12 protein-coding genes are annotated in these 12,247 nt (G+C 55.1%); 3 read left to right on the top strand and 9 right to left on the bottom strand.

Features of this window, described 5'->3' with window-relative positions; translation table 11 throughout:
• Positions 1 to 77: 77 nt before the first annotated feature.
• The 5 genes from VV088_RS10140 to VV088_RS10120 form a co-directional block, all read right to left on the bottom strand.
• Complete coding sequence (locus tag VV088_RS10140; protein WP_334600565.1) at positions 78 to 812, bottom strand: hypothetical protein; 735 nt, start codon at positions 810 to 812, stop codon at positions 78 to 80.
• Positions 805 to 3,021, bottom strand: a complete 2,217-nt coding sequence (locus VV088_RS10135; RefSeq protein ID WP_334600564.1) for a hypothetical protein — start codon at positions 3,019 to 3,021, stop codon at positions 805 to 807. Before VV088_RS10135 ends, VV088_RS10140 begins: the two co-directional genes overlap by 8 nt.
• Complete coding sequence (locus VV088_RS10130) at positions 3,018 to 3,878, bottom strand: ATP-binding cassette domain-containing protein (protein ID WP_334600563.1); 861 nt, start codon at positions 3,876 to 3,878, stop codon at positions 3,018 to 3,020. Before VV088_RS10130 ends, VV088_RS10135 begins: the two co-directional genes overlap by 4 nt.
• A gap of 67 nt (positions 3,879 to 3,945) precedes the next feature.
• The gene (locus tag VV088_RS10125; protein WP_334600562.1) at positions 3,946 to 5,412 is read right to left on the bottom strand and encodes a sensor histidine kinase; all 1,467 of its coding nucleotides are present in this window, start codon (positions 5,410 to 5,412) and stop codon (positions 3,946 to 3,948) included.
• The gene (locus tag VV088_RS10120; protein ID WP_334600561.1) at positions 5,390 to 6,061 is read right to left on the bottom strand and encodes a response regulator transcription factor; all 672 of its coding nucleotides are present in this window, start codon (positions 6,059 to 6,061) and stop codon (positions 5,390 to 5,392) included. Before VV088_RS10120 ends, VV088_RS10125 begins: the two co-directional genes overlap by 23 nt.
• Positions 6,062 to 6,292: 231 nt before the next feature.
• Here VV088_RS10120 and VV088_RS10115 point away from each other — a divergent pair, with 231 nt between their 5' ends.
• The 3 genes from VV088_RS10115 to VV088_RS10105 are packed head-to-tail and all read left to right on the top strand — an operon-like array spanning position 6,293 to position 8,833.
• Positions 6,293 to 6,505 (top strand): 4Fe-4S binding protein, encoded by a 213-nt coding sequence (locus VV088_RS10115; RefSeq protein WP_300693049.1) that lies wholly within the window; start codon positions 6,293 to 6,295, stop codon positions 6,503 to 6,505.
• Positions 6,502 to 7,098 carry a 4Fe-4S binding protein gene (locus tag VV088_RS10110; protein ID WP_334600560.1) on the top strand — a complete coding sequence of 199 codons (597 nt, stop codon included), beginning with the start codon at positions 6,502 to 6,504 and terminating at the stop codon, positions 7,096 to 7,098. Before VV088_RS10115 ends, VV088_RS10110 begins: the two co-directional genes overlap by 4 nt.
• 43 nt (positions 7,099 to 7,141) lie before the next feature.
• Positions 7,142 to 8,833: an FAD-dependent oxidoreductase gene (locus VV088_RS10105; RefSeq protein WP_334600559.1), complete on the top strand. Its 1,692-nt coding sequence runs from the start codon at positions 7,142 to 7,144 to the stop codon at positions 8,831 to 8,833.
• 49 nt (positions 8,834 to 8,882) lie between these two features.
• Here VV088_RS10105 and VV088_RS10100 read toward each other — a convergent pair whose 3' ends face one another.
• The 4 genes from VV088_RS10100 to VV088_RS10085 all read right to left on the bottom strand — a co-directional run bounded on the left by VV088_RS10100 (position 8,883) and on the right by VV088_RS10085 (position 12,190).
• A complete protein-coding gene (locus tag VV088_RS10100; protein WP_334600558.1) occupies positions 8,883 to 9,551 on the bottom strand; it encodes a Crp/Fnr family transcriptional regulator in 669 nt (222 codons plus the stop codon).
• 4 nt (positions 9,552 to 9,555) lie between these two features.
• A complete protein-coding gene (locus tag VV088_RS10095) occupies positions 9,556 to 9,930 on the bottom strand; it encodes a desulfoferrodoxin family protein (protein WP_300693044.1) in 375 nt (124 codons plus the stop codon).
• A gap of 263 nt (positions 9,931 to 10,193) precedes the next feature.
• Entirely contained in the window at positions 10,194 to 11,504 is a 1,311-nt protein-coding gene (locus VV088_RS10090; protein WP_334600557.1) for a HAMP domain-containing sensor histidine kinase, read from the bottom strand.
• A gap of 11 nt (positions 11,505 to 11,515) precedes the next feature.
• Positions 11,516 to 12,190 carry a response regulator transcription factor gene (locus tag VV088_RS10085; RefSeq protein ID WP_334600556.1) on the bottom strand — a complete coding sequence of 225 codons (675 nt, stop codon included), beginning with the start codon at positions 12,188 to 12,190 and terminating at the stop codon, positions 11,516 to 11,518.
• Positions 12,191 to 12,247: the final 57 nt, after the last annotated feature.

Below are 12,247 nucleotides of genomic sequence, written 5' to 3'. Positions count from 1 at the left end.
CAGATTGTCAAGGAACAAAGCGCGCGAAATTGACGCCGTTGAGCGCTGCGAAGAAACTGCAGCAATCGGTCTTGGTATCATGCTGAGTCACATAGCTTGTCAGCTGCTATTTCTCTGTGCATAGCAAAAACAGCGAGAACAGCCCCCAGGACGGTTAAGCTGATTTGCTGTATTGCAAGCCAACCTGGAACATGAAACGCCGGGTCTAATTGTTCAACCGTCAACGGAAATTGAGAGAAGAAACCGCTCAACGACACATTGATTGCCGGGGGCAGGGGTAACGCAGTCAATATAATCACTGCCGCCATAAGAGCGTAGAGCAGAGCATGGCTGAAGCGGCTCAGCATCATTCCTGCCCCCAGGCAAAAGACAATGGGCGGGATCAGGGTCAATAGAGCGGGTAAAATCAGCTCCCCATAATCCACCCACCCAAACAGCGTCACATAGAATCCAACCGCCAGGGCTGCAGCACATAGGCAGAGGACAAGGGTCGCCGTCAGCACCGCTCCACACCGCAGAGCCGCATACCGACGCTGCCTGATTGGGGTGGCTTGGGTCAAAGGCCGGAGCAGACGCTCCTCCTTGGAGCAGAAGAACGCAAGGAAAAACAATTCTCCCAGGCAGATCAGCGGCAGAGCTTGGCTGAGATAGTATCCAAAGCTCCATGGGGAAAAGGGCGCTGTGTGCGCCACGCCCCGGATCACAGAGCCAGTCAGTGTCAGCCAGCCATAGCCCAGGGACACCAGCAGAATACCGAAGAACAGCCTGTTCCACAGCAGACGCCGCAGCTCGTATCGAAAAATCTTATGCAAGGTTTAAGTCCTCCTCTGTCAGATGGCAGGCATCCAAAAACTCCTGATAGGTCAGATAGGGATATTCCGGGTTCAGTTCCCGGCCAAAGAGACCGCTCAAAATCTCGTCCATAGCCTCCTCGCCGCCCACCAGTTGTTCAGCCTTCAAGATTTTCAAGGGCATTTCGTTATATCGCCGCATCCCTCGCAAGTTGTTGGCAATGTCAGCCTGATACCGCTCCGGCAAGGCGGACAGGTACTCCGGGTGACGGACATAGAAATCCTTATAGTAGTCGTCCACGGTCTTCTGCCAGGCGTCCACAAAGCTGGCCTGGGCCTCACGTTCCCCATACAGCGCTTTTACAATGCGATAGGTGGTGTAGCAGGTCAGACCCTCGGCAGACCAAATGCCGCTCTCGTCCATGGGGTCAAACATATTCCCCAGGCCCCACCATTGATGGACAATTTCATGAATTGTCACCTGAGCGGGGGAGCCGCCTTTTGCGCCGTTGGCCAGGTTTTCAGCGGTATAGTCCAGCTCGTCTGCAATGCTGGCGCCGTCTCCGGCATATCCGCCGCCGCTGCTTCGCCGCTCAATCAGGTTAAAGGTCCCATCTCCATAAAAAGACAACGGGCCGATATGTTCGGTACAGTATTCAATGGTCTGGCGGATGGATTCCGCGGCGTTCATAGCCTCCATGACGGGCTGATGCTTACGGCTGTAATAGAAATTGACAGTAATGCCCGCCCGTTCCACCGGAATTTCCTCCCGGATATAATCCCCGGCATATATAATCATGCGATAGCTGTCCCGCTCCATGCGCCATGTTTTTGTGCTGTCCGGATTTTCCCGCAGCAGCTCAGTGGAGCCAACCCCAAACAAAATGGGAGTCATATGTCCGGGGAGGGTAATGTCCGTCACGTTAGGAAGGTGATCTCCCTGATACCGCACGTTATAGGGACAGGGCGACAGCGCGTCGTTTTCTAGATTCATATAGGCGCCGCTGATTTCCAGACTGCCCTGTTCAGCGGACACGATATTCCACTCCTGGGGAAAACCGCCATATTCCATGGTAAGCTCAATTTCCGGGGCGGTAGGGATGACCACAACGAACGCCTTTTCGTTGATTTCCTGCCTATCCTCCAAGGTAAACGGCGCATCTGCGCCGTTTGCTTGAATGGAGGAAATTTCGTATCCCGGATTGATAAGGAAACGGACCTTCTGTTCCTGACCGCTGGTATTTTGAAGGTGAAATTGGGCCGTCCCATATACGCTGCCCGTTTTGGGGTCGGGACGCACATCCGCATAACGGCCCGAACAGGTGACGGCCTCCATATATTCAGAGGCAAATACAAAATCATAATCTATATCCGGGCTGCTGTGATCGAGGAAGGGCTGGCCCATATAGAGCAGACTGGAACAGACTATCAATGCCGCCGCTAACGCTGGACGGTAAACTCGCCGGACATTATGAGCAAATGAGCCGAACAGTCCCTTCCCGTATCGACGCACACAGAGATAGGACAACACCCACAGTCCGGCCATTGCCAGCAGCCAAGTAAGCCGCATATAGGCCACCGAGCGAAAAATACGGTAATTGGAAAAATCATCGGAGACTGCCAAAACACAGGGATTCAGCCAGCAGAGCTGCCATTTCTCCTTCCAGACCGTCAGGCTGAGGGCGGCAAAGGCGGCAAAGAGGGCCAGAGACAGATCAGCCCGCCGGGTAAATTGATAGGCGGCGGAGGCGAACAAAATCGCCAGAGGGATCGCTCCATACATAAAGATCAGGTATATCAGCAGATAGCTTTTCAGATCAAAGATCGTGCCCAGCTTAACGATGGTATACGGAAGCCAAGCCAACGTGGTAATGGCCTGGACCAGAATGGAGACACACAGCAGCGCGCCCAGCCGGGTCAGGGCGGCGGTCATGGGGGATACCACCGCGTGGGTCAAGGGTTCCATACCCTCCCGCCGGAGCCTGTCCATGCTCCAGACGGTGAGAATGGCAAATCCGACAGCCCCCAGAATACCGCCCGCCAGGGCCGGATTCGCAAGATACATCCCCTGCATGGTGGTGACATAGCCGCTGTCGCTGCTGGAATACAGAGGCCGGTAGACCGTCAGGCCCGCAATCGGAGAGAGGGCGGTCAAGAGGATCGCCAGCCAAGTAAGGCGGTTCTGGAGCAATCGGGTCAGCTCCAAAGAAAATTGCCGCAGGGTGTTCATTGCATCGCCTCCCTGGAGATGAGATAAAGATAGGCGTCCTCCAGCGCAGGCTCCACCTGCTCCGCAAAATCAGGGAGTTCCTCCGCCACGGCGCGGCAGACAATACCCTGGGCCGTGTTGACGCGGGAGGTAATATGCAGGCCCACTTCCTGCCGCCGGTCTTTCTCCCAAAATACACCAACGTGGCCCACAGCTCCGGCAATCAGCCCGGCGGGAGTACCAACAAAGCGGATACGGCCCTGGTGTATCACAATGAGCTGATTGCACACTGACTGAACATCCTCGATGATGTGGGTGGACAGAAGCACCAGCCGGTCCTGGGCCATTTGGGAAAAGAGGTTGCGGAAGCTGATCCGTTCTTCCGGGTCAAGGCCCACCGTAGGCTCGTCAAAAATGAGAAAATGGGGGTCGCCCAAAATCGCCTGGGCAATCCCCACCCGCTGGCGCTGTCCGCCGGACAGAGTGCGGATTTTTGCCTTCTGCTTTTCCTCCAGGTTGGTACTTTGGATCGCGGCGGCGATGGCCTCCTTGCTGTTGACGATTCCTTTCAGCGCCGCCATGTAGTCCAGAAACTGCCAGACTGTCAGCTCGTCAAACAGTCCGAAGGACTGGGGCAGATAGCCTAAGCGGGCCTTCAGCATGCGCTCCTGCTTCATCAAGGGCTTCCCGTCTACCGAGATCGCCCCCTCTGTGGGGAGGAGGCCCGCCACCAGGAGCTTCATCAGGGTGGACTTCCCCGCTCCGTTCGGCCCCAACAGGCCGATGAGGTTCGGGCTGCTCAGGTTCAGGTTGATTCCCTGCAAGGCGGTTTTACCTGACGGGTAGGTCATGGATAGGTTAAAAATCTCCACATTCATCTGTGTTTCATCCTTTCTGCTTGAGATTGCAGCCAGGATAACAGAAGAATGTGGAGTTCGTTTGTGGTCAATATGTGGTTTGTGTGGAGTTTGGCAGAATCAGTGTCGCACAGACACCTCTTTCGGAGTTTTGGATTTGACAGCTTCCCCCATGCTGTTCCGCTATTTTTTGAACAAGATAAAGCCCTAATCCGCTTCCGCCTGTCTGACGGCTCCGGGATGGGTCGCTGCGGAAGAATGGCTCAAAGAGGTGCGGCAGCAGTTCTGGGGCAATATGCGCCCCCTCATTCTCCACCGTCAAAAGGATATTTGCATCTTCCACATGGACGGAAAGAAAAATTTTGACGCCCTCTGGTGAGTAAAGAGCGGCGTTTGAGAGAAGATTGCCCAGGGCTTTTTTCAAAAGCGCTGGGTCTCCCGTGATCCAGACTTCCGGCGGTAATTCTGCAGCGGCTTTTTGCTCCTTCTGTTGGAACAGTTCCCCATAGTCTTGCAGGCAATTTTGAATCAAAGCGGTCAGTTCCACGGGAACCACAGGCAGTTCTCCGCCCTTTTCCATACGGGAGACCGTCAAAAGCTCCTGCACCAAGCCCTCCATCTGGTTCGCCACGGCTAAGCTGCGGGCCAGATATTTGTCTCGATCCGCATAGACGCCAATTCCGTCCAACATCCCGCCCAGCTGACCCTTCAAAATGGTGATGGGGGTTTTCAACTCATGGGAAACTGCTGAGAAGAAATCCCGCTGGGCCTGTTCCAGCTGTTGTTCCCGCTCCACGTCTTTCCGAAGGGCGTCATTTGCGGCCTGGAGTTCCTGCATGGAATGAGAGAGACGATCCGCCAACTCGTCAAGATCGTGCGCCAATGTACCGATCTCGTCCGTACGCAGCTCCCTGCACCGCCAGCTGAAGTCCAGGCCAGACAGTTTTTGAGAAATGCCGCTCAGGCGTACAATGGGACGGGTAATAAACCGGGCGTAGAACACGGAGCTGAGAATCGAGACCAGCAGAATGGCGGCGGCCAGCCAGGGCCAGATACGGCTCAAAGCCTCCGCCGCCTGGTTGACTGCGCGAGTGCTGGCAAATACCAGCAGCTGACAGTTTTCAGAGGAATCCTGAAACGAAAAATCGGCTCCAATACAATGTACGATATAATCCGCTTCATGGTTGGGCTGAATGTCCTTGTCTGATGAATGGGTTGGAGGCGTTTCCCGCTGCCCATTTTCTCCTGTTGGCATAATGTCGGAGGGGTCAACGCCCCCGACAACATTCCCTCCGAAATCCTGGATGCTCACCGGGACACCATACTGAAACGTGAACTGCGAAAGGAGCGGTCCGCAGTCCGCCAGTGTATATTCCTCTAACTGCTTTGCCAGCCGGTCAGTCTGGGCAGCCAGCAGACGCTCCTGATCTACTGTGTAGGTCAGCGGCATAAGCTGGGCAATCAGGGCATAGGTCAAAGCACAGACTGCCGTCAGCAGCAGGCAGGTGACGAGGAAAATTTTCGCTGTCAGACTATTTTTCAGCTTCGTAATCAATGCGATACCCTACCCCTCTGATTGTTTCGATATAATCCAGCCCCAGCTTTTTTCGCAAATTCTTGATGTGCGTATCGACAATTCTCTCGTCACCGTAAAAGTCGTAGCTCCATACCCGGTTCAACAGCGTTTGCCTGGATAAAACACGCCCCTGGTTTTGGAGCAGAACCTTCAGCAGTTCAAATTCTCTTTGGGTCAAATCAACAATTTGACCGGAAACATAGACCTTGTAGCCCTCCAAATCCAGGGTCAGAGCTTTATATGTGATCCGGCCGGACATGCAGTCTCCCATTGTCCGGCGCAGAATGGCGCCAACTTTGCGGAGCAAGACCGGCATGGAAAAGGGCTTTGGTATGTAATCGTCAACCCGCAAGTCAAACCCTTTTATTTGATCCTCTTCGCTGTCGAGCGCTGTCAGCATGATGATTGGAAGATCTGATTCCTCCCGAATGGCCCTGCATACTTCATAGCCGTCTAAGCGGGGGAGCAGAATATCCAGCAGGATTAAATCGACATGGGAGCTGCGGAATACTTCAATGGCCTGTGCGCCGTCAGAGGCGGCAACAACCTGATAGCCTTCATGTTCCAAATAGTTCTGCAAAAGCTCCCGGATGTCGTATTCATCCTCGACCACTAAAATGTTCACCATGTGATTCACCTCACCAACGCGATTATAGCAGAGAATTATGAATTTTGTGTGGAGTTTTGTTTTCTGCGCCTGCGGTGATGTTGGGATCGCGTTTTGTTTTGGTTCAAGGGAAACCCTCCTTTTTTGATTGATTTCTGCAGATCATCGCAGTTGCCTCGCTTGTGTAATCTTATCACAGAAGAAAACGGGCATTGATGGTATCATAAATCAAAACGTCCGGGAGGGTATGACATGGAAATCAAAATCAAAGCGAAACGGCGTGCGTTCATTCATACAGACGTTTGCGTTGCCTGCGGCTGCTGCATGAAGGTATGTCCCTTGAGCGCCATACAGATTTGGAATGGGATTTTTGCCAAAGTCGATGGAACAAAGTGCGTGGGCTGCGGCAAATGCGCCAGGGAGTGTCCAGCCTCTGTCATTGAAATTCAGGAGGTGACCGTATGAAAAAGTGTTGGTATGACGATCTGTGGATCGTGGAGCTGACCTACATGGCCCTGGGCCTTGTTAATATCCTGTTTGCATGGTTGGGTATGCTGTTCTTTTGTATTCCGCTGATCATTTCCCTCGTCTGGGGCACCAAGGGCTACTGCAACCGATATTGCGGCCGGGGACAGCTGTTCGGCCTGTTGGGCGGACGCTTTGGCCTGTCCCGGAAAAAGGATGTTCCGAGGTGGATGAGGAGCAAATGGTTCCGCTATGGATTTTTGATTTTCTTTTTCATCATGTTCTTCCAGATGCTGTGGAATACTTATTTGGTCTTTGCCGGCGTACAGAATCTCAGGCAGGCGGTGACTCTGCTGTGGACGTTCAAGCTGCCTTGGCACTGGGCTTATCATGGAACCCTCTTTTCCCCCGGCATCGCCCAGTTCGCGTTCGGGTTTTATAGCGTCATGCTGACCTCCACCGTCCTCGGCCTGCTTACCATGGTCCTGTTCAAGCCCCGCAGCTGGTGCGTCTACTGCCCTATGGGCACGATGACCCAGCTGATCTGCAAGGCCAAACACCGAAACGATGACATGGTCACAGGACAAAATTGAGTTAGAACAGATTCGCTAGACAAAAGAAAGGTGGAACGCTGAAATGAAAGTTGTCATCATCGGCGGCGTGGCGGGAGGGGCCACGGCAGCGGCCCGGCTTCGCCGGTTGGACGAGACGGCGGAGATCGTGGTCTTTGAGCGGTCAGGGTATGTCTCCTACGCCAACTGCGGCCTGCCCTACTACATCGGCGGGGTGATCGAGGACCCCGAGGCCCTGACCCTTCAGACGCCGGAGAGCTTCTTCGCCCGCTTCCGGGTGGATATGCGGGTGCGCCACGAGGTCACCGCCATTCATCCGGATCAAAAGACCGTCTCCGTGAAAGCTTTGGAGACAGGCGAGGAATTTGAGGAGCATTATGACAAGCTGATCCTCTCCCCTGGAGCCAGCCCCACCCAGCCCCGGCTCCCCGGCGTGGGACTGGAAAAACTGTTCACGCTGCGGACTGTGGAGGACACCTTCCGTATGAAGGACTATATCCACGCCCATCACCCAAAATCCGTTGTGCTGGCGGGCGGGGGCTTCATCAGTCTGGAGCTGGCGGAGAATCTGCGGGAGTTGGGGATGGAGGTCACCATTGTCCAGCGTCCAAAGCAGCTGATGAACCCCTTTGACCCGGATATGGCCGCTTTCATCCACGGCGAGGTGCGGCGGCACGGCATCCGGCTGGCCTTGGGGCATACGGTGGAAGGGTTTGCGGAGCGGGACGGCGGCGTGGACGTGCTGCGGAAGGACGCGGTCCCGCTCCACGCCGATATGGTGGTGCTGGCTATTGGCGTCACCCCGGACACCGTTCTTGCAAAAGAGGCCGGCCTGGAGCTGGGCCTCAAGGGCAGCATCGTGGTCAATGACCGGATGGAGACCTCTGTCCCGGATATCTACGCCGTAGGGGACGCGGTCCAGGTGAAGCATTTTGTGACCGGGCAGGACGCGGTGATCTCCCTGGCCGGTCCCGCCAACAAGCAGGGACGGATCGCGGCAGACAACATCTGCGGCGGGGACAGCCGTTATCTTGGAAGTCAGGGCAGTTCGGTCATCAAGGTCTTTGACCTGACGGCGGCCGCCACCGGCGTCAACGAGACGAACGCCAAAAAGGCCGGCTTGGCCGTGGACACGGTGATTCTGTCCCCCATGAGCCATGCGGGCTACTATCCCGGCGGAAAGCTGATGACCATGAAGTTGGTCTTTGAACAAGGGACCTATCGTCTGCTGGGCGCTCAAATCGTGGGGTATGAGGGGGTGGATAAGCGGATTGATGTGCTGGCTGCCGCCATCCATGCCGGACTGACAGCCATCCAGCTGAAGGACCTGGACCTGGCCTACGCGCCGCCCTACTCCTCCGCCAAAGACCCGGTGAATATGGCGGGCTTCATGGTGGAAAACCTGGCCAGCGGAGTGGTGAAGCAGTTCCATATTGAGGATGTGAGCGCCCTGCCCCACGATGGCAGCGTGACCCTGCTGGATGTCCGGACGCCCCAAGAGTACGCAGGCGGTCATATTGAAGGATTCCGAAACATCCCTGTGGACGAACTGCGGGAACGGCTGGACGAAATCGAGAAAGGCAAGCCGGTGTATGTCATCTGCCAGAGCGGTCTGCGCAGCTATATCGCCTGCCGCGTCCTGGCCGGGTACGGCTATGAAGCATATAACTTCGCCGGAGGCTTTCGGTTCTATGATGCGGTAACAAACGACCGCCGCCTGATGGAACAGTCCACAGCCTGCGGCATGGACCAGTAGATAGAAACACCTCTCCTCAATCTGCAGCAAAGTTTGAGGAGAGGTGCTTTTATGTATTTTGCAGAGCCGTCAGCTTTGGTTCGTCCAGAAGCTCTACCACGCCCCGGGACAGCTTCACCATGCCCTCGCCCTGGAAATAGCGGAGCATCCGGGTGACGACCTCCCGGTGGGTCCCCAGATGGTTGGCGATGGTCTCATGGGTGATGTTCAGCCGGCTGGTACTCTCAATGGCCGCTTCTTCCAGGAGGAAAGCGGCCACCCGCCGGTCCATGCTCTTCCACATGATTTGCTCCATGAGCCACATGACCTCAGAAAACCGGGCGGACATGATCTCGTTGGTGTAGTTGGCGACGACGGTGGACTGCTCCATAAGCTGCCGGTAAACCTCCGCCGGGATCACCCAGAATTCCGTATCCTTTTCCGCTGTGACCGTCACGTCAAATTGAATGCTTCTCATGACACAAGAAGCGGAAAACAGACAGAGGTCCCGGTCAAACAGCCGGTAGATGGTGATTTCCCGCCCCTCTTTCGACAAAATATAGGCCCGGAGCTGACCGGACTTTATGAGAAGCAGTCCGGTACAGTCCTCGCTGCCGCTGTGAAGCACCGTCCCTTTTCTGACCTGGCGCTCTTGGAGCTGCTCCAGCATCCGATTCTGCTGCCCGGGCGTCAGCCTGCTCCAAACCGAGAAGCAGCTTTGGAACTCCGCGCAGGGCATTCGGTCACGCCTTCCAGAGGCTATGCAGGTTGCAGTAGGCGTACACCGCCTCCACATGGTCGCCCTCGCATAGAGCAAAGCAGACCTCCGGTTTGTCGCCGGGGTGGAGTACCTTGCGCTGATTGCCCTGCTCGGTTTGCAAAGACACCCACTCGATGTAGTGTTCCGGCAGCATGGGGTGCTCCACTGAGCCAACCTGCACCTTGACCAGATTGCCCTCTACCTGGTACACAGGGACGTGCTTCTCCACGGCGGCATCGGTGGTACCGGGCACGATCTCGGTCATTTTCTGCCCGCAGCACATCACCGGCACCCCGGCGTTTTTCACCATGGCGACGATATTGCCGCAATGCTCGCAGATATAAAATTTTTGTTCCATCGTATATTCCTCCTGTTTCCTTTTATGATGTGGGGGCGGAGCTGATGCGCCGCCGCTCCCGCGCTGTCAATAGTTCTTGCTGCATGCCTGCGCTTCCCTATCGGTTGCTTCCTATTATACCATATCCGCAGCTTGGTGAAAAGCCCTAATTATTTTGTTTCCACAGCAGGAAAGAACAACATGACTTCCTCGTTCAGCGGTACAATCTTCTCTGACATGGTCTGCTGTCCCCTGTCTGAATGGTGTATCGCAACTTCATTCTCTCAGAGATCTGCAAACCTTGTCTCCTGTTTCAATTTGCGCAGCTTATCCTGCCTTATTTCTTGCAATTGAATGGAGGCTTTCACGCAGGCCCCCTGTGGTGACTGATTGGACAGCTCTATGGTTCCCCCGTGCTTCTGGCACAGCACCCGGCTCACCGCCAGTCCCAGGCCAAGGTGCTTGCCGGAGGGATCTTCGGAGTAAAAAAGGGCGGTTTTCTTTTTCAGCAGCTTGTCCGAAAAGCCCGGCCCGTCATCGGTTACGGTGGCCGACAGGATTCCATGCTCCAGACAAAAAGCCAGCCCGATTTCCCGCTCCGCAAAACGGAGGGCATTGGAGATCAGATTTTCCAGAACGCGGTACAGCAGCTCCCCGTCAAGGACGGCCCTCCCCTTCGGCGCATGGAGGTCGCAGGAAAAACGCACCTGAGTATTCTGAAACAGGATGGATAAGGAGTCCGCCATGTGCTGTAAAAAATCAGGAAGCTCCACCTCTCTGCAGTGGACCTCTGTTTCTTCGATAGCGCCCAGGTCGCGCATGGTATCGGTATAGCGGCCCATGCGCTCCGCGGTAATGCCGAGATTGGAGAGCGCCTTCTCCAGTTTTTCCTCCGTCAAGGTTCCGCCCCGGCTGTTCTCCTGCAAATATTCCACATAGCCGGTCATTATGGCGATGGGGTTACGCAGATCGTGGGCCACGGACGCCTGCAATACACGGCGCTCCTCCAGCATACTCCACATTTGACGGTTATTCTCATATAGAGTCTGCCGCATGTTCTCGAAGGCGGCACAGAGCTGGCCCAATTCATCCTGCCCATCAAAGTTGATCTGAAAGTTCAAATCCCGGTCTTGAATATGGGCGGTGGCGTCCATCAGGACCGTGATCGGCGGCTCCAGTACCCTGTGATAAAACCACCACGCGCACAAAGTAATTCCAATCACGGCAAACAGAAACGGCAGCAGCACCATACAAATTTGCGAAACGCGGTAGGCCGTTCTCGCTTTCGAGGAAAGCATGGAGTAGCTGGATTCAATGCGCTCGATCATGTAGCTCGTCTGTCCCTGACTCTCGCTGTGTTCCTGACCGTCCGCTACCAGTTGACCGAATGGCACTGGTGAGCCGTCAAGGACATACCTCATCTTTGCCTCTGTGACCGTTCCATCCGGGGCGGTTGTCTGCTGCGTCAGCCAGACCTCGTTGGAGTCGGGGAGAATATGTTTTTGGAAACGATAACAGCCGAAAATCGCAAGGCCGCCGCAAAAGAACACAATCAGCATCGTCACCGCCACAGCCTCCATAAAAGAGCGTTTCAATGACTGCCTCTTTATTTTTTCCATCGGTAGCCCATCCCCCAAACTGTTTCGATGTACTCGCTTCCGCTGGCCTGCATGAGCTTCGCGCGGATTTTGCGGATATGCTCTTTGATCACGCTGCTGTCGCCCTCCGCGTCATAGCCCCATACCGCCTCATAGATTCGCTCCTTGTCAAAGACCTGATTGGGGTTAGAGGACAGAAATTCGATGATGTCAAATTCCCTCCTGGAAAAGGAAAGCTCCTGCTCGTTCCAACATACTTTTCGATCCGAGAGATTGATAATCAGCCCCTGGGAGGTCACGACCTCCGGCGGGCGGTTATTTCGCTCGTCCCGGCGCAGATGGGCCTCAATGCGGGCAAGCAGTTCCTGCAAGCCGAACGGCTTGGTGATATAGTCGTCCCCTCCGGCCCGCAGGCCGTTGACCTTGTCCTGCTCTGTGATCCGCGCCGTCAGGAACAGGATAGGACAGACGATATGGTTCCGAATGACCTTGCACAGCTCCAGACCGTCCATCCCCGGCATATTGATGTCCAGAAGGATCAGGTTTGGCTTTGTATTCAGCTTCGCCAGAGCTTCATCGCTGCTGTTGGCTGCGGAAACCATATATCCGTGATCCTGCAAATGGGTGGAAAGCAATTCGGTCAGGATAGGTTCATCATCCACGATCAAAATTCTGTATGCCACGAGAACACCTCCAGTCTTTTTCATCATATGGGGAGAATGTCAAAATTCCGTCAAGAA

It is taken from the genome of Lawsonibacter sp. JLR.KK007 (assembly GCF_036941135.1).
GTDB lineage: Bacteria > Bacillota > Clostridia > Oscillospirales > Oscillospiraceae > Lawsonibacter.
This window is presented reverse-complemented; position numbering and strand designations above follow the sequence as displayed.

Coding starts and splice junctions, on each gene's coding strand:
- VV088_RS10120 (WP_334600561.1), bottom strand. CDS start 6,061: ATGGTGAACATTTTAGTGGTCGAGGATGAATACGACATCCGGGAGCTT.
- VV088_RS10100 (WP_334600558.1), bottom strand. CDS start 9,551: ATGCCCTGCGCGGAGTTCCAAAGCTGCTTCTCGGTTTGGAGCAGGCTG.
- VV088_RS10105 (WP_334600559.1), top strand. CDS start 7,142: ATGAAAGTTGTCATCATCGGCGGCGTGGCGGGAGGGGCCACGGCAGCG.
- VV088_RS10130 (WP_334600563.1), bottom strand. CDS start 3,878: ATGAATGTGGAGATTTTTAACCTATCCATGACCTACCCGTCAGGTAAA.
- VV088_RS10110 (WP_334600560.1), top strand. CDS start 6,502: ATGAAAAAGTGTTGGTATGACGATCTGTGGATCGTGGAGCTGACCTAC.
- VV088_RS10115 (WP_300693049.1), top strand. CDS start 6,293: ATGGAAATCAAAATCAAAGCGAAACGGCGTGCGTTCATTCATACAGAC.
- VV088_RS10095 (WP_300693044.1), bottom strand. CDS start 9,930: ATGGAACAAAAATTTTATATCTGCGAGCATTGCGGCAATATCGTCGCC.
- VV088_RS10135 (WP_334600564.1), bottom strand. CDS start 3,021: ATGAACACCCTGCGGCAATTTTCTTTGGAGCTGACCCGATTGCTCCAG.